The sequence below is a fragment of the Mycobacterium sp. FW102-FHT13B02 genome (assembly GCF_058790275.1).
Window position 1 is genome coordinate 1 of the sequence record NZ_JBYTCM010000026.1, and the last position, 22,140, is coordinate 22,140.

The 22,140-nt window shown below is 66.0% G+C and carries 26 protein-coding genes; 14 read left to right on the forward strand and 12 right to left on the reverse strand.

The genetic code is table 11. The features are described 5' to 3' along the window. Nucleotides 1–255: 255 nt before the first annotated feature. From AC3WTE_RS28490 to AC3WTE_RS28520, 7 genes are all read left to right on the forward strand, one after another. Nucleotides 256–909 (forward strand): DUF2637 domain-containing protein, encoded by a 654-nt coding sequence (locus tag AC3WTE_RS28490; protein WP_492442844.1) that lies wholly within the window; start codon nucleotides 256–258, stop codon nucleotides 907–909. Between the two features lie 97 nt (nucleotides 910–1,006). Continuing rightward, nucleotides 1,007–2,575 carry a DUF4226 domain-containing protein gene (locus AC3WTE_RS28495; RefSeq protein ID WP_492442845.1) on the forward strand — a complete coding sequence of 523 codons (1,569 nt, stop codon included), beginning with the start codon at nucleotides 1,007–1,009 and terminating at the stop codon, nucleotides 2,573–2,575. A gap of 2 nt (nucleotides 2,576–2,577) precedes the next feature. Continuing rightward, a complete protein-coding gene (locus AC3WTE_RS28500; protein WP_492442846.1) occupies nucleotides 2,578–2,877 on the forward strand; it encodes a hypothetical protein in 300 nt (99 codons plus the stop codon). A gap of 35 nt (nucleotides 2,878–2,912) precedes the next feature. Continuing rightward, a complete protein-coding gene (locus tag AC3WTE_RS28505) occupies nucleotides 2,913–3,215 on the forward strand; it encodes a type VII secretion target (RefSeq protein ID WP_492442847.1) in 303 nt (100 codons plus the stop codon). A gap of 5 nt (nucleotides 3,216–3,220) precedes the next feature. Next, nucleotides 3,221–4,804, forward strand: coding sequence for a PPE domain-containing protein (locus AC3WTE_RS28510; RefSeq protein ID WP_492442848.1), 1,584 nt, complete (start codon nucleotides 3,221–3,223; stop codon nucleotides 4,802–4,804). Next, nucleotides 4,801–5,196: a type I secretion protein TolC gene (locus tag AC3WTE_RS28515; RefSeq protein WP_492442849.1), complete on the forward strand. Its 396-nt coding sequence runs from the start codon at nucleotides 4,801–4,803 to the stop codon at nucleotides 5,194–5,196. Before AC3WTE_RS28510 ends, AC3WTE_RS28515 begins: the two co-directional genes overlap by 4 nt. Nucleotides 5,197–5,231: 35 nt before the next feature. Further along, nucleotides 5,232–5,747 (forward strand): hypothetical protein, encoded by a 516-nt coding sequence (locus AC3WTE_RS28520; protein WP_492442850.1) that lies wholly within the window; start codon nucleotides 5,232–5,234, stop codon nucleotides 5,745–5,747. Between the two features lie 160 nt (nucleotides 5,748–5,907). Here AC3WTE_RS28520 and AC3WTE_RS28525 read toward each other — a convergent pair whose 3' ends face one another. The 4 genes from AC3WTE_RS28525 to AC3WTE_RS28540 all read right to left on the reverse strand — a co-directional run bounded on the left by AC3WTE_RS28525 (nucleotide 5,908) and on the right by AC3WTE_RS28540 (nucleotide 10,063). Continuing rightward, nucleotides 5,908–7,026 (reverse strand): helix-turn-helix domain-containing protein, encoded by a 1,119-nt coding sequence (locus AC3WTE_RS28525; protein ID WP_492442851.1) that lies wholly within the window; start codon nucleotides 7,024–7,026, stop codon nucleotides 5,908–5,910. Between the two features lie 820 nt (nucleotides 7,027–7,846). Next, nucleotides 7,847–8,179: a hypothetical protein gene (locus AC3WTE_RS28530; RefSeq protein WP_492442852.1), complete on the reverse strand. Its 333-nt coding sequence runs from the start codon at nucleotides 8,177–8,179 to the stop codon at nucleotides 7,847–7,849. Between the two features lie 398 nt (nucleotides 8,180–8,577). Then, a complete protein-coding gene (locus tag AC3WTE_RS28535; RefSeq protein ID WP_492442853.1) occupies nucleotides 8,578–9,522 on the reverse strand; it encodes an alpha/beta fold hydrolase in 945 nt (314 codons plus the stop codon). A 61-nt stretch (nucleotides 9,523–9,583) separates the two neighbouring features. Then, nucleotides 9,584–10,063: a WhiB family transcriptional regulator gene (locus tag AC3WTE_RS28540; RefSeq protein WP_302415940.1), complete on the reverse strand. Its 480-nt coding sequence runs from the start codon at nucleotides 10,061–10,063 to the stop codon at nucleotides 9,584–9,586. A 268-nt stretch (nucleotides 10,064–10,331) separates the two neighbouring features. On the opposite strand from AC3WTE_RS28540, the gene AC3WTE_RS28545 reads away from it, so the two are divergent. Continuing rightward, nucleotides 10,332–10,829 (forward strand): helix-turn-helix domain-containing protein, encoded by a 498-nt coding sequence (locus AC3WTE_RS28545; RefSeq protein ID WP_302415941.1) that lies wholly within the window; start codon nucleotides 10,332–10,334, stop codon nucleotides 10,827–10,829. Nucleotides 10,830–11,041: 212 nt separating this feature from the next. Here the strand turns inward: AC3WTE_RS28545 and AC3WTE_RS28550 are convergent, their stop codons facing one another. The 6 genes from AC3WTE_RS28550 to AC3WTE_RS28575 form a co-directional block, all read right to left on the reverse strand. Further along, on the reverse strand, nucleotides 11,042–11,599 hold the full coding sequence (locus AC3WTE_RS28550) for a hypothetical protein (protein ID WP_302415942.1): 558 nt from the start codon (nucleotides 11,597–11,599) through the stop codon (nucleotides 11,042–11,044). Nucleotides 11,600–11,636: 37 nt separating this feature from the next. Beyond that, on the reverse strand, nucleotides 11,637–12,368 hold the full coding sequence (locus AC3WTE_RS28555; protein ID WP_302415943.1) for a hypothetical protein: 732 nt from the start codon (nucleotides 12,366–12,368) through the stop codon (nucleotides 11,637–11,639). Beyond that, nucleotides 12,368–13,681, reverse strand: a complete 1,314-nt coding sequence (locus AC3WTE_RS28560) for a DUF1173 family protein (protein ID WP_302415944.1) — start codon at nucleotides 13,679–13,681, stop codon at nucleotides 12,368–12,370. Before AC3WTE_RS28560 ends, AC3WTE_RS28555 begins: the two co-directional genes overlap by 1 nt. A gap of 50 nt (nucleotides 13,682–13,731) precedes the next feature. Then, nucleotides 13,732–14,076, reverse strand: a complete 345-nt coding sequence (locus AC3WTE_RS28565) for a hypothetical protein (protein ID WP_302415945.1) — start codon at nucleotides 14,074–14,076, stop codon at nucleotides 13,732–13,734. A 64-nt stretch (nucleotides 14,077–14,140) separates the two neighbouring features. Continuing rightward, a complete protein-coding gene (locus tag AC3WTE_RS28570) occupies nucleotides 14,141–14,617 on the reverse strand; it encodes a hypothetical protein (protein ID WP_302415946.1) in 477 nt (158 codons plus the stop codon). A 13-nt stretch (nucleotides 14,618–14,630) separates the two neighbouring features. Next, a complete protein-coding gene (locus AC3WTE_RS28575) occupies nucleotides 14,631–14,843 on the reverse strand; it encodes a hypothetical protein (protein WP_302415947.1) in 213 nt (70 codons plus the stop codon). Between the two features lie 290 nt (nucleotides 14,844–15,133). Here AC3WTE_RS28575 and AC3WTE_RS28580 point away from each other — a divergent pair, with 290 nt between their 5' ends. Together AC3WTE_RS28580 and AC3WTE_RS28585 are read left to right on the forward strand one after the other, a co-directional pair. Next, a complete protein-coding gene (locus tag AC3WTE_RS28580) occupies nucleotides 15,134–16,054 on the forward strand; it encodes a HipA domain-containing protein (RefSeq protein WP_302415948.1) in 921 nt (306 codons plus the stop codon). Beyond that, complete coding sequence (locus AC3WTE_RS28585; protein WP_302415949.1) at nucleotides 16,035–16,847, forward strand: hypothetical protein; 813 nt, start codon at nucleotides 16,035–16,037, stop codon at nucleotides 16,845–16,847. The genes AC3WTE_RS28580 and AC3WTE_RS28585 overlap by 20 nt, the downstream gene beginning before the upstream one ends. A gap of 325 nt (nucleotides 16,848–17,172) precedes the next feature. On the opposite strand, the gene AC3WTE_RS28590 is transcribed toward AC3WTE_RS28585, so the two are convergent. Then, a complete protein-coding gene (locus AC3WTE_RS28590) occupies nucleotides 17,173–17,484 on the reverse strand; it encodes a type II toxin-antitoxin system PemK/MazF family toxin (protein ID WP_302415950.1) in 312 nt (103 codons plus the stop codon). Further along, nucleotides 17,481–17,786: a hypothetical protein gene (locus AC3WTE_RS28595; protein ID WP_302415951.1), complete on the reverse strand. Its 306-nt coding sequence runs from the start codon at nucleotides 17,784–17,786 to the stop codon at nucleotides 17,481–17,483. Before AC3WTE_RS28595 ends, AC3WTE_RS28590 begins: the two co-directional genes overlap by 4 nt. A 105-nt stretch (nucleotides 17,787–17,891) precedes the next feature. Here AC3WTE_RS28595 and AC3WTE_RS28600 point away from each other — a divergent pair, with 105 nt between their 5' ends. From AC3WTE_RS28600 to AC3WTE_RS28615, 4 genes are all read left to right on the forward strand, one after another. Further along, the gene (locus AC3WTE_RS28600) at nucleotides 17,892–18,590 is read left to right on the forward strand and encodes a hypothetical protein (protein WP_302415953.1); all 699 of its coding nucleotides are present in this window, start codon (nucleotides 17,892–17,894) and stop codon (nucleotides 18,588–18,590) included. A gap of 103 nt (nucleotides 18,591–18,693) precedes the next feature. Then, complete coding sequence (locus AC3WTE_RS28605; RefSeq protein WP_302415954.1) at nucleotides 18,694–18,966, forward strand: hypothetical protein; 273 nt, start codon at nucleotides 18,694–18,696, stop codon at nucleotides 18,964–18,966. Nucleotides 18,967–19,161: 195 nt separating this feature from the next. After that, the gene (locus AC3WTE_RS28610) at nucleotides 19,162–19,626 is read left to right on the forward strand and encodes a hypothetical protein (protein ID WP_492442854.1); all 465 of its coding nucleotides are present in this window, start codon (nucleotides 19,162–19,164) and stop codon (nucleotides 19,624–19,626) included. Further along, a complete protein-coding gene (locus tag AC3WTE_RS28615) occupies nucleotides 19,626–22,052 on the forward strand; it encodes a hypothetical protein (RefSeq protein WP_302415956.1) in 2,427 nt (808 codons plus the stop codon). Before AC3WTE_RS28610 ends, AC3WTE_RS28615 begins: the two co-directional genes overlap by 1 nt. Nucleotides 22,053–22,140: the final 88 nt, after the last annotated feature.

The following is a 22,140-nucleotide window of genomic DNA, read 5'->3' on the forward strand; positions in this document are numbered from 1 at the left end:
TGCCCCAGATTCAATGAGAAAGACACGCACTTACCCCAGATTCAATGAGAATGCCCCAGAATCAATGAGAACGGACACTAACGGGGAGGTGGCCAGGTGGTGGCGATCAACGCTACGCGCCCGGCAGGACGAGCCAGGCCGACTGAAGAAGCGTCAAGTGACGATACCGACCGGGCAGCATCGCCCGAGCCCGAGCGAGGCGCTACACGGCCGGCGACCGCCAGCGGTGATGCCGCGCGACTGGCACTGGTCGTGGTGACCCGCCGCGCGGCTGTGGTGATCACGGTGGTCATTGTGGTGGCCAGCTTCGTGCTGTCGTTCTCCTCGCTGTGCGACTTGGCGAGTCGCTCGACTTGGCCCGCGCGCCTGGCATGGCTCTGGCCTGTCATCGTCGACGGCACAATCGTCTTGTGCACCATGGCAATTGTGGCTCTGGGTGGCTATCACAACCAGCGCGGCAACCGGCGATTCTTTTGGTCCTATCTGGTGACGGCCGCGGCAGTAAGCTTGAGCGGCAACGTCGTTCATGCCCTGTTGCCTCACGGGGCCGCTCTGGGCCCGTGGCTCGCGGCGGCCATCGCCTGCGTACCACCATTGGCGTTGTTGGCCTCAACCCATGCGCTGCAAGTGCTTTGGCGATTCAACCCCACCGATCTACTTGCGGCAGAGGAGTACGACCAGAACTCTGTCGCGTGGGCTGTGGCTACGGTCATCGCCGAAGAGGACCGCTCGCTGGCGAGCCGGCCCCGCGAAAAGGTCGCTGAGGTGATCCGCCTGTCCTACGAGGCGTATCCCCGGTTGTCCAACCGCGGGATCGGTGAGCGCGTGGGGCTGCATCACGATGTGGTCGGCAAGATCCGCGATGCCGCCGTGGGCCGTCTGGGTGAACCGGTTGCTGCGGCCGGATGAAAACGATCGCGATTGACCGTCGCCCAGGAGCGACGGCGCCTTTAGCGTTGAAGAGACAGGCCGAGAGCCGGGTGAAGACAGAAAGAGGGACGACGTCGTGACACTTCCCATCCCAGTCGATGTGGTGGAGCACGTGATCGAGGCCGGCGCGGAGGCCGCTCGCCGTGTGATCGGTTTCGCTGCACCGCTTTTCGGTGACCATCCCAAGGACGCACCCGGCAATCGGACACACGATATTTTGTACGGGCCCGGCGGTACGCCACCGCAAGGGCCGCCGCAGCCCTCGCCACCACCGCCTCCTGGCGGGGGCGGGCTGACCGCCGGCGCCCAGGGCGCTGGCGACACCTACAACAAGGCGACGGTGGCCAACGAGTTGACCGACGGCAAGGTCACCGACGCGCTCAAGCAGATTTTTGCCAGTAACGACGCGGCACGTACCAAGATCCAGGCGATCCTCGACGATATCCGTACCAAATCGACTGCGGTCGGCGGCCAGCTGGGCGACCCGGCGTCGGTCACGATGTATCAGCAGTACCTGTCCGGGAAGCTGGCGGACGTTCAAAAGATCCTCGACGACGCGCAGGTTGATGCCCAGACCCAGTCGCAGATTCTGTCCAAGCTCGGCGATGAATACCGCACCAATGGTCCGAACGACCCGAACGGCAACGGTAAAGGTAACGGCTCTGGGAACGGCGGCGGCGGTTCAGACCCGGGCGGTAGCAACGGTGGCGGCGGGTCCGACCCCGGGGGCTCCGATCCGGGCGGTGCGGACCCCGGCGGTGCGAACCCGGGCGGCGCCGATCCGGGAGGCACTGGCCCGGTGACCGATCCATTGGCCGGCTTGGGCCCGATGGGGATGGGCGGGATGGACCCGTTCGGTGGCGCGATGGGCGCGTTGGGCCCGGCGCTGTCCGGGCTGAGCGGCCTCGGTTCGGGCCTGGGGGGCGCGGACCCCGTGGGCGGTGCGCTCGGTGCGTTGGGCCCTGCGCTCGCCGGGCTGGGTCAGGCTGGGGCGCAGCAGCAGCCTCCTGGCGATAACTTCTCCGACAAAGGCTCGTCCGGTGATCACAAGGGCGACAACAGTTTCGGCGATCATGGCGACGGTAAGACCGACGACAAGAACGGCAATTCCAACGCCAACGGCAACGGCTCGAACGGATCGAACAACTCGAGCACCGGACCCGACGGTAACGGCACGGCCCACACCGAGAATGCCGGCAACGCCACGGCAGCACCTGGGGCCAACCCGGGCGCCGCGGCTCCGGCCGCGGCAACGAACCCGGCCGGTGGCCAAACGACGGTCACCATGCCCGACGGAACACCGGTGACCGTCGATGCCAAGACCGGCAAGGTGATGGAGGCCATCATGGCGGGCAAGTCGGTCCCGCAGTCCTTCCACGACGAGGCCGGGGTCGACCTGGCGCCACCCGGAACCCCGGTGACCGATCCGGTCTCACCGAGCGATCTGGCCCCGGGCATGGTCGCCCGGTTCAGCTCGCGCGACCCCGTGCCGTACATGGGCAACAAGCACGTGTGGCTTGACGGGCAACTTCAGCCCCAGAGCGCCTTGAACGGCGTGGGAGGATTTCTGGGCTGGAGTAATCCGATGGCAGCCAAAGCCGCTCCCGCGGCCCCGGCTGCCCCGGCCGGACAACAGGGGGCCTGAGCATGAGCGAGTCGACCGTCGACGAGCGCAGCTACTTCGAGCGGTCTCGCACTGGCGAGCTGCAAATCGAACTCGACTCGAACGGTTTCCTGACCGACTGCCAGCTTGCACCATCGGTGATGACCTGGTCAGCAGACCAACTCGCCGAGCGGTTCATGGTCTTGCATCGGCTCGCACTGATGCGTGCCCTGGCCGACAAACGGCTCGAAAGCATTGAGCGGGGCGCCTTCCAGGACGCCGATGATGTGTGGGTCGTGGAGGCAGACATCACCGCTTATCGCGCAGCACACCTGAACTTCTAAGTACCGTAGATGACACCGCAGATAGGGGGTTTCCGGTGAGCGAGTCCACTCAGATCGACACCGACGCCTGGCACGCACACGCCCAATGGTGGGACGACGAAAGCCAGCAAGCACCGCAACGCATGGCCAACGATCCAGGCCTTGCCACCGAGGCCAAGGCTGCGTTCGGCAAGATCGGCGGCCCGGCCCACACCCAGTACACCGAAGTCCTGGCCCAACGGGACGCGGCCGGCACCCGTCTGGGCGACTACGCCTCCCGGGTCGCCGCACAGATCCGCACCAGCGTGGACCAGTACACGGACGCCGAAGCAGCCAATACCCGGAAGCTGACCACCTAACGACCATGGCTGACCTGCAAGTTGACTCAGATGGCGTGCGCTCGGCGGCCGCGGCCGCTCAGAACGCATCCAGCGCCCCGCCCACGTTGTCGGTGACCGCACCGGCCAACGACGCCAGCTCTGCAGCGGTGGCAGCGTGGATTTCCGGTCAGCTCAGCCAACTGCATGCCGCGATCACACACACCAATGCCCGCGCCCAGGCTGCCGGCATTCACCTGAGCGCCACGGCCAGCACCTACGACGCCGCCGAAACCAGCAACGTCCAGGGCCTGAACCTGTCCAGCTCCGGCATCAGCGCTCCCGTGCAGGCCCCATCGATGGCCGCACCGGTTATGGGGCCGATCGCCCCACCCACCAGCGGTGGCGGAGTGGTGCCGACCAGCGGCAAGCACGCCGCCCAGCTGATACACAACGGCCCAGGCACAGCCAGTATGGAAGCCGCCTCTGACTCGCTGCGATCGCTGTCCAGCGACCTGCAAGACTCCGCAGCGCAGGTCGCGTCCGCGCGCGGCATGGCGCGCGACAGCTGGCAGTCCGCGGCGGCCGACCACGCCGACAGCACCCTCGGCAACATCCAGACCTCGTTCGCCGACCACAGCACCACCGCGCAAGGCCTGTCGACATTCATCGACGCCCGAGTCGCGGACTACCAGCGGGCCAAGGCCACGATCCCACGACCCGACAAATTCACCGCCGTGGAACAGCGCCTCAAAACCGCCCAACAGCTCAACGCCGCCTACGGCGGCGCGTACGCGGTTCCGGTGGCCGGTCTTCAAAGCGAGCTGGCGCAAACCCACACCGAGGCCGCAACCCACTACGGCAGCTACTCGGCCAACAACGCGACCGGCACCGCCGAGGCGGGCCTGAACAATGCCGTCGACCACGAAAAGCATGGCCCCGGGGCACCGGGTCTGCCCGGTGCCGGTGGCCAGGACGTCAACACCTCTGGCCCCGCAGGTGACCCCAACCAGGGCGGTCCGTTGGATCAGTCTGGCCAACAGCTGATGAGCACAGTCGTACCGGCGGTCGTCGGTGGGATCGCCGGCGCGGCCGGAGCCATCCTGGGTGCGATCAGCGGCGCCGGGGAGAAGATCGGGCAGCTCGGCAGTCAGGTTGCCGGCGGACTGGGCCAAGGCGCATCGACCTTGAGTTCAGCCTTGAACCAACCGAAACTTCCTGGCGACCAGAATGATTCGTCAGGCTCTGGGGGCACCGGCGACTTCGGCGGGGACGGGGCAGGCGGCGGTGGCGGGGGTATGCCCGGGGACACCGAACCGGCCTCGGCGCCAAGCGGCCCACTGACCGCGCCGACCGCGGCGGCCTCCACCATCGCCGAACAGGGACCACCGGCATACGCGGCCGCGGCGCCGGCAGCGTCGTCATCCGGGGCACCAGCCGGTGGCGGTGGCATGGGCGGGCCGATGATGCCGCCGATGATGGGCGGCCGCGGGAACGGCTCCGGCGGCGCCGAAGAGGACCGCCTCAGCCCCAAACAGCGGCTCCAGGTGGAGGCCCCGGCCAACGCCGAGCCGGTACGGGGACGGATCGAGAAACGACGCGCGAAAAATGATGCGGGGGAACAGAAGTGACCGACGACGAGGAAGTACAGGCCACCCGTAATCTGATAGCGCATTGGCGCGCCCGCAACGAAGCATTCTTTGATGCGGTGGACAAGATCACAGTCGACGGGGTCAACGGTGCTGTGAAGCCGAAGTTTGATCGCAACGGGCATCTCATTGACCTGGACATCGATCCCGATGCGATGGGCGACTACACGAACAACGAGCTCGAAGAAATCTTGCTCACGGTGATTCGCAAGTCCCGCCAAGAGTATTACGCCAAGCTGATGGAACAGTTCAATCGTTTTCTCTCGCACGGGATACCGGGATTCGAACCGGACGCCGCGGGGGAGGCCTACGTGCCGATGCTCAGCGACGACCCGTATAGCGAGCCGGTCGAAGCGACCCGGCAGGGCGTATGACGACGACCGGTCGATTGCCGCGCACGGTGCGCGTCGTGAGCGCGGGACTGGTATCCGGCGCGTTGATGGGCTTGATTTACGGTGCGGGGCACAGCACCATCCCTGCGTTGGCCGCGCGCATCGGGCCCGGAGTGTGGGGCTACCTCGGTGTGGCGGGTTTGCTTGTCGCGCTCGGCCTGACGCCGTTTTTGATCGTGACCCGGCAGTCGTCTGTGCGGATCATGGTGCTGCTCGGCGTGGCCACATTGGCGGTGGCGCATCTCGCCGCCACGCGACAATGGCCCGAAAGCGGCGCGCTGTACTGGTGTGCGGCGGTGGCACTCGCGTTTGTGCTCTGGGGTGCGATGGGGCGTCTGCCTGTTCTCCTGACCACGCGGCGCGCCGAGAGGCTTCTGCGGCGGCACCGCTCAACGGGGGAGGCGCGCGTGTGGAGCGCGCGGGACTGGGAGTGGGCCTACACGCATCTGGGTACCCCGATCGCTCTCGACTTCGCCGCGAAATTCCGGCGGCTCCAATCAGTCGGCGGCGATTACCCGGACCAACGAACGTAGCGACCGGGCCTGGCACGTACTAGCCGCAGGCACCGACACAGCCGCCGTAGCGCGAGGTTCGTGTCGGTGCCCTGGTGCAGGATGTCGCTCATGACCGACGACCCCGGATTGTCTGAGCACCGCCCGCCCGCTCGACGCCGCACCGACAAGGTCTCGGACTTCATCGCGACGACGGCACCTCTGGTCGTCGGTGTCGGCGGCGGGCAAGCTCGGCCATCACTTCTTGGGCTGCGGCCCGTCCCGGGCCTGAGAGCGCCGCTATGGCTTCCTGTCGCCGCGCGGCCAGTTCGGCACGCTGCGCCGGGATGGCGGCCTGACGGGAGCGATGGGCGGCCAATTCGGCGGCTTCGCGGGCCTCGTCGGCGGCGGCGGGGCGCTCCTGCACGTTTGGGTGCGATGCCACGATCGCTGCGAGCAGCGCGATGGGCCGGCGGGGATGGTCGGCGATCCAGTGTCCGGCGCCGATCCAGTCACGCACGAGATGGGTCAGATCGCGCGGGGTCCACCCGGCGGCGGCCGGCGCCGCCAGCAGCGCGGCCCAGGCCGCGCTGGAGTGGCGTTGGCACCACGGCGGGGCACCGGGAGACCGCCGCCATGCCTCGAGGAGCTGGCGGCCGCCTTCGTCCGGGCTTGCGCGGCGCTTGGCGCCGCTGCGCTGGGCGCGCTTGTCGCGCCCATGGGTCGTACTCGGACTGACTAAAGGTGAGATTCCTGTAGGTAGTTGGGACCCTTCGGGATGGGGTGACAAGTGGTGGATGGCTCGGATGACCGCTGCGTTGTCGTGCAGCGCCCACACCGATGCCCAGCCCCGGCTGCGATCGCCCATCCGCCAGGACGCCATGCGTTCGGTTCGGGTGCGTTGGCGGCCGCGCAGAACTTCGGTGGCCACACCTAGAAGGCGCAGGACTTCATCGGCGCGCTGCACGGTTCGCACGGACACCCCGGCACAGCGAGCCAGGCGCTCATTGGTGGGCCGGCTGCCGCGGCCGGTGGCGTAGTCAGCGAAGTGTGCCCGCGCGGCGGCGACCAGGATCAGGGTGCGGCGGGCGACGCCTCCGTTACACAGCAGGGGTCGAATGCGTTGGTAGTTCAGGTCATAGGCGATCGCGACGGTCACGTGGGCCCAGTGTGCGGGGCCGCCGCGCCAGCACGGCACACCTTTATGGCTGTCGGGGTCCAGGGTAAGGGTGACGAACGTATGCGGCGGCGGAGGCGCGATGCCGGCGAGGTGGCGGCCGCGGCGGATGGCCACGACATCGCGGGTCGCGGTGGTGTGCACGACGCCGCGCCGTGGCTTCTCGGGGGTGCAGCCACGGTAATTCGGTGGGCGGGTGGATGTTTTCGGCAAATCACGGCGTGTACGCCCTGGACCAGGTCGCAGGCATGCGTTACCGTGGAAGCTGTCCGGCAAGACAGTCCCTTCGGGGCAGGTGTGCGAGTCACCTGTAAGAAGCAGCCCAGCTTCATCTCGCACACTCGCCCTCGGTGTGCCGCACCGGGGGCTTATGTGTATCTGTCAGGTGTTCGCACGCGGTATGTACATGTGGTGTGGCAGCAGGGTTTTCGCCGGGCCGCCCGGGTTATCGGTTGTGGGACAACACCTCCTGAGTTGGCGTGCGGGCGCTGGCGGTGCGGCAGGACTGCCAGCGATGGTCGGTGCGCTGCGCGATGTGGTATCGCGCAGCTACGGCAGCGTGGTCGGGCGCCGCGCAGGGACGCAGGCGCACCTGATGCGCGGCGGGCGCAGGGGGCCTGTCCATACCTCCCGAATATTGCAGGTCGTTGCACGACCGTTCCGAGACACGCCGAGGAATCGACGGGACCCTTTTTCGCTGGTCACGATGGGTATGTGAAAGTAGCGACAGGTATCGAAGGGGTGAGAATTGGCGGTAATTCGCGGGCGTCGTCGGCGGGTGGCGCAGGGTTGGCAGAGTGGTCAGCCTGATCGGACATCACGTGCCCCGGGTGTCGGGATCGTGCTGTGGTCGGGGCAGCCGCCAACGTGCGCCAAAAACTGGGAGCCGTCGACGTAGGTGGCCACGAGGACGGCGGCGTTGCCGCATACGGCACACGGGCCGATGTGCGTGCGGACCGCTGACCTAGACATCGAGGGTTACACGGTCATCTGATCGCTGGTGGCCGGTGTTCCCGTGGATTTCGCACCACTGGCAGGCAGGTTCGTGGCATTCGCATTCGGGCTGGCCGCGTAGCGCCGCGCGCAGGTCGGCGGCGAGGGCGGGGTAGTCGGCTTCGCAGGAATCGGCGTAGGCGCGCAAGGCAACTGCGGCGTGCGGGTCGGTTGTGTACTTGAGCACGAAGAACGGGTCGGTGACCTGGTACTGCTCATAGACCTCGCCGGTCTCGTTTTCTTTGACGCGGTGGAGCTCGTACTTCTTGTAGAGGCCGCGCTGGCGGTCGTCGGTGTCAGGCATTGGTTCGGTCCTCCTGGGTGTCGGGTTGGCTGGTTCAGTCGGTGCGGTGGGCGCCGGTGACGGCTAAGCAGTAGCCGCACCCCGGGACAGAAGGGCCGGCCGCGCGACAGGATTGGTTTGCTCAGTCATCTCCGCTGGTGGAGCGCAACAAAGCGGGTGGGATGGGCGCGGTTAGGGTGGCGGCGAGTGGGCCGTCCCAGGTAACCCATGTCCGCCGCACCTGCTTGGCTGCTTCGAGCTTGGCTGCGTAGGCGCGGCCGTACCCGGGTTCCCCCCACACCGCTACTCGCGGGGTATGCGGGCCCGTGCACGCTTGTACGGCGTGGGGGCGGTGAAGGATCGGGTTATTGTCGTTGTGTGCCATGGGTTTTGGCTTCCCTTCTTGGAGTGTGCGCGGGTCAGGCGGCGAGCGTGGTGAGGGAGCGGTCGAGCGCTTCGCTGACGACGTGGGAGGCTTCGTGCAGGAGCATGTGGCCGCAGCCGGGCACGGCGACGTGGAGGGCCAGGGGCATTGCTGCGGCCAGTTCCTCGGCGTGGCAGGGCGGTGTAAGGACGTCGTTGGCGCCGCTGACGACGACGGTGGGGGTGGCTAGTGTGGCCAGAATGCTGTGCTGGTCATAGGTTTTCAGGGTTGGGAGGAATCCGACAGCGGTGCGCCAGGGGGTGCTGTGGATGGCGCCGGCGGCGGTGGCGGCCAGGGCGTGGCGTTCGCTTCCGCCGTACCCGTGTCGGGTGAGCAGTGCGCACAGTGGCCCGGCCAGTGTGCGCACGATGTGTTCGGCGAACACGTGCGGACAATGGTCAACGAGGCCGACGACGGTTTCCAGGCCGGGCGTGCTCAGCAGGCGGCCTAGTCCGTAGCGGGTGAGGTGTCCGGCAGCGCTGCCGGCGAGAACGAGGGCGCTGATCGGCGCGGGCTGGTCCTGCGGTGCTTGGGACAGGTATTGAAGGGCCGTCATACCTCCCATGCTGTGGCCGCCGACGATCAGTGGCCCGGCGATATCCATGGCGTCGATGACGGTCGCGAGGTCGTCGCCGAGTTGGCCGATTGTGTAGGTCAGTGTTGGGGCGCAGGCGGATTGGCCGTGGCCGCGGTGGTCGTAGGTGATGATCCGGACGCTCGGTGACCATCGGCGGCGTAGGTGCCGGATTTGCAGTGCCCAGGATTGTTGGCTCAGACATAGTCCGTGCAGCAGGATCACGGTGTGGGTGGCCGGTCCGGTGGGTTGGTAGTCGGTGACGGCCAGGTCGATGCCGTCACCGGTGGTGACCGTTGTTCGGCGCGGGCGCGATAGCTGCGCGATGGCCGTGATGGTGGGGATGTCGAGCTCGGTGACAGTCATTGTGCACCTCGTCTTGGAGTGAACGAATCTTGTTGTAAGAGACGGTCGTTGGGGCCTGCGGTCAGGCGGCGACGGGGGCAGCAGTAGTGGCGGCCGGGGTGACGCGGCGCTTCTTGTAGATGCGGCCGGTGGCCGGGGGGAGCTCGGGGGCGGGAGCTGCGCCCAGTTCGACGGCTTTGCGCTCCTCGAATTGGCGCAGTAGGCGGTCGTAGATCTTGGACAGTTTGGCGGGGGAGTCGCCGGGAAATTCGATGCCGCCCCAAACGCCGTGGGTGGCGCGGCTGGCGACGGCGTTGTATCCGCACCGGCCGATGAAGGGGCAGGTTTGGCAGGTTCGGGCGGCCCGCTTGGCGCGGCGGGTCGGGTCGAACCACGGGTCGTTGTCGGGAGTGGGGACGGCGGCCTGGCACGGGGTGGGCTGATCGGGCCGGAAGATGCGCACACCCGGCGCGAAGAGGGTCTCTTCGGCGCCCAAGTCCTCGGCCTCGTCATCGGTGAAGGGCAGTTCCGGTTGGTAGTTGGCCGGGATTCGGATGGTCATGGCGGGCGCTCCTTCGGTATCAATTGGTGTAAACACCGATACTTTGCTGTATTGAAAGCTAATTTATCGCTCTTTATCGCTTCTGGCTAGCCCTCAAAATGCCGTTTCGTGCCACAGGTCACCGCACTCTGGTTGCCAACTGACGCTCGAATTCGGCATTGATACAGGTCAGCGTGGCCACGCCACCGCTGAGGAGCGTTGCAACGCAAGCGATATTTTCTCCTCAGATATCCACTTTTATCGGTGCGTCGGGCATGATGGGAGCATCATGGCGGCATGGGAGAAGCTCGGGATCGCGGTGCGCGAACGCCGGCTAGACCTCGGCCTGACCCAAAAAGACATCGCTGACCGCGGCGGCCCGTCGGCGCCGGCGGTCCGGCTCCTGGAAAACAACCGCTCCCAGACGCTGACACCGCGACTAGCGCGCAAGCTCGAACATGCACTGCAATGGGAGCCCGGCAGCTGCGATGCGGTCCTCGCCGGCGGTGAACCGACACCCCTGGCCCCCCAAGCAGCAGAGCCGCCGATCGGCAAACCGGGGGACAGGTTCGCCATGGCCCGCCAAGTTGTCGGCCTCAAGAAGACCCTGGCCAGTCATCTGTCGGGAATGGATTCCGATGCCCGCGAGGCGCTGACCGCGGACGTGATCAGGGCGGCCCGGGAAGCCGAGGACGTGATTACCACGCTCTACTCGTGGCTCGATGAAGCCGAACGCAACGAGGCCATCGATCTTCTCGTCGAACTGCGCAAGCCGCTCAGCACCTGACTTCTCCGGGCCGCCGCCACGTCAGCCTGGCGTTGAGCCTGACCGTCGATGACCCTCGCGTAGCGCGGCAGCCCGGCCGTAACGTGACAGCGACCCTGGCCCGCGTCGGGATCATCACGCGCATCCTCGGAGAGCCCGGTGGCGCACTGTAGTCCTTGACGCGTACCTCGCCGACCTCAGTTCGGGGAGCGACAACATTCAGACCACGCCGATCAGGCCTCGACGCGCTTAGATCGACGGGCGATGCCGTACCCGACCACGGGGCTGAGGATCAGACCGAGCACGACCGCGGCGGCCAGGGCCCACAGTGCGGGCGTGACGAGCGACGAAAGCAAATCCGGTAGGTACGCGCGGTAGTTGAAGTCGGTGCTCATCGGAATCGGGTCAGCCGAGCCGGTATAGCCCGCGGGCGGATACTCGCCACGGCTAGCCAGAAGGACGACCGGGACGACGAAAACTGTTGCAGCAGGAGCCCATACGAGCATAAACAGCAGGACAACCGCTTCGATGTAGCGGCGTAGCAGGGATGCGATCACGACGCTGGCTCCGCACAGCACGATCATGAACGCGGTCAACCCTGTGGTGTACGCGCTGGTCCGTGCCAGGTCGGTGCCGGTAACGTGCAGCCACGCCGGGACATCCCGGGCGGGTGTGTTGATCAGCTGTATGCCGGCGAGTGCGAACGGTGCGCCAAGAAGGGCTAGTGCGCCCGTGACGCTCCGGCCGACGCGCGGGGTGTGTTCATCCTGGTTGTCCGGGGTGGTCGTCATCGGTGGTAGGTCCTTGTCGGGGTGGGTGTTTGGTGCGTCACTGGAGCGCTGCCGCGGGGTCTTCGGTCGGTGGCTCGTGGTCGTTGTCGTCCCGCTCTGGGGTGATGCGCTGAATCTCGTCGCAGTCGTCGCAGTAGCGGATCTGGGTGCCGTCATTGGGGTTTGTCCAGTGCGGCTGCTCGGGGAAGGTGTGGCCATCGTTTTCCTTGCAGCGGCGCCGAGCTGTGCAGCGGTCGCAGAACATGCCGTTGCCGTCCTGGGACCAGGGCTCATCGTCGTCGGTCATGGCCGCCTCAATGGCCTTGGCCCGTGAGCGGTAGTGCGCGGGTGCCTCTTCCGTTCCGAAGGGCTCGTCGCAGTCGCGGCATTGCAAGGTGATGCACTCGGTGTGAACGAGAGCTGGGTGTGCACCGGTGATGACCGGCACGGTGAAGTAGTGCGGTGTGGTGCGGTCAGGCGATTCGCATGTGCAAATCTGACTGGCGTTGTCGCTGGGGATCAGCGGTGGCCAGCAGAATTCACAGACGTGAACGACGGCGGTCGATGTATTGGGGGTGTTTTCGTCGGGCTGGCAGTCTGGGCAGAATGCGTCGTCGCCGGTGACCGTCCAATCTGCGTCCCGTAGGGCCGAAAGAACTGCGGGTAGGGAGTCGTAGTGGATCGTCCAATCCTCACCGAGCGCTTCGTTGCAGCCGGTGCAATGCACTTCGAGGCAGTGATGCTCCGCGAACTGTGTTGTGTTGATGGCAGTTTCAGCGACGGTGGTCATCACACAACCCCCGTCGCCGATGCCGGCCAGAGGTGCTCAGGTGTTGGCTCGCCGCCGTAGTTGTCCTGCTCTGGTTCGCTGGGGCCGTGGTGGTCGCCTGCTAGTGAGGGCAATTCGGGCATGTCCTCGGTCGTGTGCCAGTTCCATACCGGTAGTCCGGCTATTGAGGTGTCGTCTGTGTCGTCGGCGGGGCGGTCGATGAATGCCGCCACGGCGGGGGTGGCGTCGGTGAAGATCATGGAGGCCATCGGGGTGCTGCTGCCGTTATAGGCCAGGACTTTTCGGAAGGATCGACCTTTGTCGACCGCGGTGTGTAGCAGGGTTCGCTCGGCGTCGCCGGTGAAGGGCAGCCAGTAACGGTCGGTGGTCATCAGGGACAGTTCTTCGATGTTGGCGTAGCCGGCGCGCGAGACGTAGAACGTGGCGATGACAACTAGGCGGACCTCGCCGGCTTCGGCCATCTGCCAGTGCTCAAGTTCGTCAGCGAAGCGTTTGTTGATCTTGCGGCACAGGTCTTCTTCCACAAAGAAGGGGTGCCCTGGTAGGTGCCGGATTTGCATTTTGAATCCGTGGCTGGCCCCCTCGATGGCCTTGACTTCGCCGACCCCGATCATCAATTTGGTGGGCTTGCCCGGCTGGCGTCGCGCCGGCGCCCAGGCCTTGATCCGGCGTTGGTCGAGTTCGGCCTTGTGGTCGGCTGAAAATGGTTCGGGCACAAAGAAATGGGGGGCGATGGGGTTCTTGCGGACAAGTTTGCCGTCGAGGGCGGCCCTCAGCCGCCGGTGCACGACCGCCCAGGGGCGGTGGCCCGTGAAGCCGGGGTGCCAGGTGGTGAGTTCGGCTTCGTCCCACAGGTAGTGCAGCACGGCTCGTAGCGACAATTTGTTCCCGTCGGCCTGGACGGTGTCTGACGGGGTGCCCGAGGGTTCGGGCGCTGCTCGGTTTCCTGCCTTCGACAGCGAGAATCCCAGGCGCAGGGCGGTGGTGCCGTCGGCGGGGTTGTCGATGATGGCACGCTCCGCGACGGCTCCGTAACCGGATAGCTCCTCGGGCGGGAGCCAGGATCGGCACCGGTGGTGGTGGGTGGCGGCGGTGCCGGGCATTCGTTTGACGATGAGTTCGTGCCCGGTAGCGGCGATGTACATCGGCACCCCTGGGTGCTGGCACAGGCACAGGGGCCGGACGCGCAGCGGTTTGGCGCGGCTGAGCAGTTGTTGGGCCGCTGGGGCATGCACGTCGTCGATGACATGGCCGGCGACATCAAATGTGTTGTGGGGCTGGGTATCCAGTCCGATCGGTTCCTGAGTGGTCATGACTGGGCCTCCTTATCTGCTGATTGCGCAATGCCTGCGTGGGTCGGTGATCAGATGGTGTAGAACGGGTCGAGGAGTCTGGCGAGTGCGGCCGAGCCGGGGACGACGCGTTCGGTGTCGGTCAGGTAGTAGCTCTGCCGGGAATCGAGGCGCATGACATCGGCGGCCATCGCGGCGTGCGGGTGCGGTACGCGGATGGCGCCGACGCCCGCAATCGTGGCCACAGCGCCCGGCGGTGTGTTGAGCATGACGCCGATGGAGTCGTCCAGGGACTCGCGGTCGCTGCCGTTGATGGTTTGGCCGTCCATGGTGATTGACCATTCGTCGATCACCCCGCCGGCGGCGCTGACGGTCACGGTTACATCGATCCCGTTACCTTTGAATATCGTGAGCATTGTTGCCCTCCAGAAGAATTCGATTCGCAAGTGCGCACATTCCTGTGTCCTGGCGGTGGCTATCTCACGATGCGGCGCACATCGTCTGCACGGTCCGTCCGGTCATGTCGGCCACGGTGGCCATCGAGGCGATGTCGTCGCCACTGGCGCCATGGTTGATCAGTGACCCTAGGTTGGTGACCGCGTACGCGTGCGCGGTCAGTGCGGCGTTCAGGGCGGGGGCGAGTCCGGGACCGTTGGCGGTTCGTAGCGCGCTGGCGTAGGCGATTACGTTCGCTCCGTTGGGATGTGGGGCCGGGTTGCCCGGGTCTGGTGTCGGGTTGCTCGCATCGTGGGTGAGCTTGTCCAGGACGCCGAAGGCGCCGCATGCACGTTCCAGCGCGACCTGCGGCGGCCGCGGCGGGGCCGCTGGTTGGCTGGTCGGGGACAGGTCTGGGGCCGGTGCGGCGGCGTGCGATAGCGGTTCCGGATCGTCGGTCGAGCAGCCGGTGAGGGCGATGGCCGTCGTGGCCACGGTGAAGATGAGTGCGCGTGCGTGCATCGGGGTCTCGTTTCTAGAGGTCGAAGAGGGTCAGTTGGACGGGTTTGCGGCCCGCTTTGGCCGGTTTGCGGATCGCTTTGGCGGGTTTGGGTGCGGGCGGGCGGGGTGGTCGCTGGGGTCGGGGTGTGCGCGGCGCCGAGCGGGTTTCTTTGTGGGCGACGGCGTCGATGGCCGCGGTGAGGATGGCCGGCGGGCACGCGGCGGGGTCGGCGCTGCTGGCGATCACGTGACGTATCCCTGGGGGCACCATGGCCAGATGTCGGGCGCACATGAGGCCGGCGGTGGGGTCGCCGCATCGTTGGGCGTGGCAGGTGCTTGGGCCGCTTGGTTTTTCGGGGTTCGCCATGGCGTTCCGTCCGTCGTGTGTCCGGTGTCGTTGGTCAACCGGCACCGGTCTGGTCGACACGTCTGTTGGTCACGCTAAGCCCGGGTAATGCCTCACTTCGACGGTCATTCCCGGTCGATCTGGGCCGGGTGACATGACCGCGTTGTGGCGAGGTCGGTAGCCTTCGGCGCGTGTCGGCGTCACTGTTCGAGGTGTGGGAGGTCTCGTCGTGGGAGGTGTTCAGCGATGAGACCGAAGGCCAGGAAGAGAAGTGGTGGCTGATTGACCCGGTGACGTCCAGGCTTTGGCTGTTCAAGCCTCCGGTGGTCAAAAACGGTGTCCAGCAGGGCGAGGACTGGGCCGAGCGGGTGAGCACCGAACTCGCACAAGCTCTCGGAATCCCTTGCGCGCGGGTCGAGTTGGGTGTTCGCGACGGTCGCCGCGGTTCGATGTCGCTGGATGTGCAGCCACCGGGCTGGGATCTGCAGTCCGGAAAACTGCTGATGGCTGCCGCCGACCCCAACTATCAAAGCCAAATCAAGGGCCGTGCCGGTCACTCCCTGGAACGGATCGCCGCCGTCCTGGCCGACTGCGACCCGCCGCCAGGCCCGGCGATTCCGGGCGATTTCGGCGCGTTCGATGTGTTCGCGGGCTACATGGTTCTCGATGCGTGGATCGCCAACCGTGACCGGCACGACGACAACTGGGCGATTCTGCTGCCGCCACCGGACAGCACCGATCGACTCCGCTTGTCCGATTCCTACGACCAGTCCAGCAGTTTGGGCTACAACGTGCGCGAAACCGAATGCACCGCCAGGCTGGGGCGTGCCGGCGGCGTCGAACAATGGGCCCACAAGGGCACAGCGCACCGCTTCGAACACGACCTGACGGTCGGCCCACCAACGCTCGTCGAGCACGCCATAACAGCGCTGCAGATGTGTCGACCGCTGGTCAGACGGTTTTGGCTGGATAGACTAGAAGCGGTAAGCAACGATGACGCGGCCGCAGTGCTCGATCGTGTACCGGAATTGTCGGTGCCGTGTCGTACGTTTGCTTTCGAAGTATTGAGAGTCAATCGAGAAAGGCTGATCGATGCGGGCCGGGACCTCTAGCACCCTGATCGCAGGTGTGCGCGCTGACGCCGTCGTGCGTGAGCTGGTGGTGACCTGGCAGCACCCGGTTGAACGGTCGATTTCTCCGGTTGGGCTGCTCACCTTCGACGGACAGACCTACACGTTCCGCTATATCCGCAACGCCCTGACAGTGCCCGGTTTTCGGCCATTCCTGGGTTTTCCTGATCTGGAGTGGTGCTACACCTCGACCAGGCTCTTTCCGCTATTCGCTCAACGGGCAATGGCGCCGCGCCGCCCCGACTTCACCCGCTGGGTCCACCGGCTCGGCCTGCCGGAGGACGCCTCCCCGTGGGAGCAGATCGCCCGGTCCGGCGGCCGCCGACAAGGCGACACCATCCAACTGTTCCCAGTGCCACGCATCAGCGAGGGCCACCTGGAATGCGACTTCCTCGTCCACGGCATGAGGCACGTCCTGGAACGTCCGATCGAGGTCGGGGACGCCGTGGTGACAGTGACCAGAGATGAGCTCGAAGCCACACTCGCAGGTTTACGTCCCGGCGATGAGCTGGGTTTGTGTGCTGAGCCGTCCAACCGCAGCAACCCGCAGGCGATCCTGACGACAACCGTCGGCCATCTACCGTTGGGGTGGATGCCGAACCTCCTAGTCGACGAAGTGCACCGGGCCACCGAGCATGGGCCCGCGCGGGTGACCGTGCGCGCCGTCAATGGCCCAGAAGCGGGCTGGCATCTGCGGCTGCTGGCCACACTGGCGGCCGATGTCCCCAGCGGGTTCGAGGTGTTCACGGGGCCTTCGTGGCAGCCGTTGTCCTGAGGCGAACATGATCGTGACACTGGATGATTGGCTCGCCAAGCGTTCCGTCAATCGGGCCACCGTCGATAGCCACAAAGCGCATATGCGCTCCGACCTGCGCGCGCACGCCCTCCGCGAGCTGCGCGACACAGAAGGAACTCGCGCAAATCCAGTTGGCGGCACTGTTGCGTGTCAGCCGCCGTCACAGACTGAGCAGCCCTGACGTTGCTCGGCAATGGCCGTCGAAAATGTCGGTGGCGGTGTTCCACGGTCTGTCTTTGGTACCGCTAGCGTTCCCCGCCCCAGGCGGCCACTGAGCACCGTTGAAATACGGTGTTCGTTTGGCTCAGGGCAGTGCGATGCGCAGCGCCTTGCTGATTTCGAGCATGGTCGGCGGCGAGAGTGACCCGAGTGATTCGGTGAGTTCGTCGTGGTAGAGCTGCACGATGTCGTCGACCAAGACGAATCCGACGAGGGGATCGGCCGCGGATAGCGGTATAACGGTGGGGATATGCGCATTCTTGCTGGTTGTCGTGATTCGCGCCGCCAGGACAGTGTCTAGATTCCGGTTCCGCGCATTGTTGCTGAGGACCACCCACGGCTTCAGACCGTGCCCCAGATCAACTCTGTAGGCCTGGCCTCGCAGCCCGTGGTTCACCGGCGAGCTTCAGTTCGTCGGGTGTACCGGTCGCGTGCGGCTTTGCGTTCGGCGTTCGCGGGGCCGTCGTTGAACTCGGCAGCAAGGCCGGCGTAGCCAGCATCGAGGACATGTTCCCGGAGTGCCTCGGCCCCGGCTTGCAGGAGGGCGCGCAGCGCACCTGCTTCTGATTTGATGTCGGTCTCTCCGTGCTGGCTACCCCACTGCCGCAGGACCGCGAACGAGAGAGACGTTTCGTCCAGGTACGGTGCGATGACGGCCTCATCGGCATCTTTGAGGATCAAACTGACACGCTTACTCATACACCCAAATATACGCCTGAATCGTGTGTACATGGAGGCGCAAATGTGGCGACGCCTGGTGAATAACCGTGGCGTTCTGTCGGTGGGCGCAGCTATCGTGCGGTCATGACTACGTGGTGGGATGAGCAGATCGGCGGTCAGGTGCCGGTAAACCTGCCCGCGGTGCTGCCCGCCCGCGGCACCCACGCAGCACCGCAGCCGCGCGCCGCGATGCCTGCGCTGGCTGACGATCCATACGCCTGGTGGTGGGCCTACGCCAACCGCAGCGCAGTCGCCTACCGGGCGGGGATTAACCCGCCCGAGGTGTGCGTTTATGGGCCGGTGCTCGATCCCGACGAAGTCGGCTTGCTGACTACGGAATTGCAGTACAGCCGCCTCTACGGTGGCGACGGGAGCTGGGACCGCTCCGATTTCCTGGTGTTCGGTCGGCCAGCGGTGATGGCCGGGGCGTTGGCTGTCAACGCCGCGCTCAACCACCGCCGCAAGAAGGTGGCGGCTCGGGCTGCGGTGCCGCAGTGGCGCGATTTCTGCCAGGCTCCGGTGATCGTGACGTCGCACCGTGTGCTGTGTGACAGCGGCCGCGGCTGGGATTCGTTTTGGTTCGGTTCGATCACCGAGTTCTATCCTGATCTACAGAACTGGTCGGTGACTTGTGGGTTCGAGGATGCGCCGCCGCTGCGTTTGGTGGGGCCTGCGGCCCCGGCTGTGTGCTTGTGGGCGGCCACAGCGGTGCTGGGGGACCGGTGGGAGCGTGATCCGCGGTTTTCACCGCTGTTGGCATTGCCGGGGGCGGCGGCGCGCTAACGTTGTTTGCTACATCCGGCTTCCCTGGACCGACGCTGCGGGCCTGTGCTGATCGGTCGAAATGACCGATGAGAAATGTGGAGCTCGGCGTTACCATCGGGATATGGCTGAGCGGTTTCAGATGGACCCGGACGCGACCCGCAATGGGCTGACACTGGTCGGCGGGACACGCGCGGGTGCGCTCAGTGGTGGAATGCCATCGCTACCCAGCGGCACCTACATCGGCATGTACAGCGGCCTGGTGAACTCCACGCTCGAAGCACTGCGGGCGGGGCAGGTCGTTCAGGTCGAAGGCAGCCAGCTCACGGCGGTAACTTCAGTATCTGCGGTGTCCATCACGGAAAAAGTAGAGAACCAGCCAACGCTGCAGGTTTAGGCAGTTTCGGGGATTACGGGAGAGGGGGCGGCGATGACGATTTCACCGCCAATGGGGACCACCGGGCAACAGGTATATCCGCCGGCGCCCGTGGACCCTGCGTTCCATGGCCAAGTCATGCCCCCCGCGGGGCCCCCGCCTGCACCCGGTTATCCGCCCGCACCGCAGCCGCCACGCCGGCGAGGTTTGTGGCCGGTGTTCGGGGCGTTCGTTGCGGTGACGCTGGGCGCGGTCGCGGCTACTGCTGCGATCACCTTCAACATCGCCCACAACAGTGCCGCACCGTCCAAGGCGACGCCGACTGAAACCGCGGCCCCGCAGTACACGGCCACCGAAGTTGACGCTGCGAAAGCCCGCGTATGCCAGGTATTCGACGCCTCGACGAAGGGCCAGACCGGGCAAGGCGGAATGATTAAGGACGGGCAGCTCAACGTCCCGTTGGCGGTACGCACGATCAATGGCGTAGTCGCGGTTCAGAATGCGCTTGCCCCCGCGACTCCACCGGACGTTGTGGCCGCCGCGAAGAAGTATGTCGATGCATCATTGGCGCTGACGACAGCGGCAACGGGCACCGTCTCCATCGAAGACGGCAACCGCCTGAACGACCTCTCGAATACCGCAACCTACGCGTTTGCGGATGTGTGCGGGTTGCCGCACTAATGCCTGCTGTCAGCAATAACACGGGCGATGGCTGGCCGCCCCTTCCGCCACTGCCGACCAGCGATGCCGAGCGCGCGGTCAACGACAAAATGGCGCACCAACTGCTCCAACACGTCCTGAGCAAGAACCCTGAGCCGGACGGTTTCGTCCCGCACGTCGGGATGCCCGACGGTGGGGACATACCTAAACCGCAAGGTGCGTACGTCCACTCCCTGTTCCCTCCGGGTACGTGGCCGGCTGAGTCCGAATCAGCCATCAAACAAGCCGGCGAGGACCTCAAGCTGCTGGCCGCGCGGTATGAGGATGCCAACAACGACGCCAAACAGCATTCAGACGAGGTGTTCTCGACGGATTGGGCTCACGGTGCTGGCTCTGAAAGCGCGTCGTCCCACTACGACGACGAGCATCAGATGATGCGCCAATTGGCGCATCTCGCCGACACTGCCGGGACAGGTTTTGTGACGCTCTCGGGCGATGTCCGGGACGTCAAGCAGCTCATGCGCGATGCCAGCGATCAGGCCCACCGCGAGATTGAAGCCCAATTACGCAGTAACGGTGGCCGGGTAGTCAACGTGTCCGCCATCACCAGCCGGTACGGCGCGGTCATCCAGGGCTACTCGAGTCAACTCCACGGATATGTGGCGACGGAAATGGGCCGTTACGTCGTTGCACTCGGCTCCCAGACCGGCATCCCCGACGACCAAATGCTCTCTCAGGGGGTTGGCAATAGTCACGGGCAAGACCCGTGGACCGGGAAACCACCTAGCGACGCTGCCGACGTCGGCAAAGACGCTGCCGGGTCGTCCGGGCACCGTGGTGAAGACGGGTGGACAGGCGGGAAAGGTACGGGACATTTCCCTGGGACCGGGGATGCAGCCGGAAGTCCGTTACGCGGCGAACCTCTAAGCGGACGCGGTCAAATGCCATTCACTCCGGGGCCGACCGAGGGACTCCCATCGCCGCACTTGCCTGGTACTCCTCACATGCCGTCGCTACCTGCCTCTCCGATGGGTGGGGGCAGCATGCCGGGGATGGGGCAGGGGATGCCCTTGGCGGGGATGTTCGGTAAGGGGTTGCCGTCGGTGCCCTCGACGGGTGTGCCTGGCGCGGGCAATCCGACGCAGGCGCTGAGTTCGGCTGCGGGGCAAGGGTTTGGCCGTGGGTTGATGGCTGGTTCGGGTGCGGCGTCGGCGATGCCGAGTGCCGTGAGTCAGCCGGTTCCTCACACGCCGGCTGCGCCGTTGGCGGCGCCGTCGAGTGCGGCGGTGCCGTCGGCGGCGGCCCCCGCGGCTTCTGTGACTGTTCCGTCGGCACCGGCTGCGGCTCCGCAGGCGGTGGGGCCTGCTGTTGCTGCCCCGGCTGTCGGTGGCGGTGGTGCGCCGGCGGCGATGTCGTCCTATGGAACGGTCATTCCACCGTCTACGGCGCCGGCGGCTGCTGTCGGGGGTGTTCCGGGCGGTGTCCCGGCCTCGCCAGCGGGTGTGCCCGCGGCTCCTGGGGGCGGCCCGGGCGCGGGTACCGGGTTTGTGCCGGTGCGTGAACCGACGACGCCGGTGCGGGTTTCGCGTGATGCGGCATTGTCGGATCTGGATGAGGCCCGGCGGCTGGTTGCCGAGTTGGCGGCGGCGTCGAGTGTGGTGGATCCGGGTCTTGGTTGGGCGGTCGGTGTTGGCCGGGGCGCTTCGGGTGGGACGGCTGAGTTTTGGGTTGCCACCAACGAGGGCAATGGCTACATCCCTGCTGGTGTGTTTATGCGCCGGACGATGCCGTTGGCGGCCGCGTTCAATTTCGAGTTCGATACCCGCTGGTTCGGGTGGGCGATCCCCGGCGAGACGGTCGCACGGGCGATCGAGGCACAGGGTTTGACGGTGACCGCGGTGGCGTCATCGGGCCCGTCGGAGTCGGATCTGTTGCGGGAGAAGATCCGCGACGTGGCATTCCGGGTGGCTCCGTCGTCCGGGCCGTCGGAGTCGGATGCGGCGCGGTTGTCGGGTGTGCGGTCGCACCGGCTGGAGACGGTTGAGCCCGGTCTGTTTTACGAGATGTCCCATGCTGATCAGCATGCGGTGGATTCGTATTGCCGTGAGTTGACGGTGCAGGCTGCGTTTTACGCTGGGCCGGAGTTGTCGGCGACGGCGCAAGCTGTTGCCCAGCAGTTGATTTCGAACCAGTGGCCGTCAGTTGAGACGTGGGCTGCGTTGCGGGACGAGTATGCGATGGCGGTGCTGATGGCGGGGTCGCAGCGTCCAGGGTTCAGTGGGTTCGAGGACCCTGAGCAGATGCAGCGGTATATCAGCGATTTCGTCGGGTGCAGGCGGGTTGAGACGTTGTTGTGCTGGGAGACAGGCGTTTTGGCCGACATTGTGTACGCAGCCCGGGCGGCTGGGGTCACTCTGGGCACGCCGATGCTGGCCCGCTCCGGATAGGGATCAGATGACGTGACTGCGGCGGCGGGTCATATCCGCTGCCGCTGCGCTCAGCGCCAGCACGATTTGTTGCTGTCGACGCTCGCCA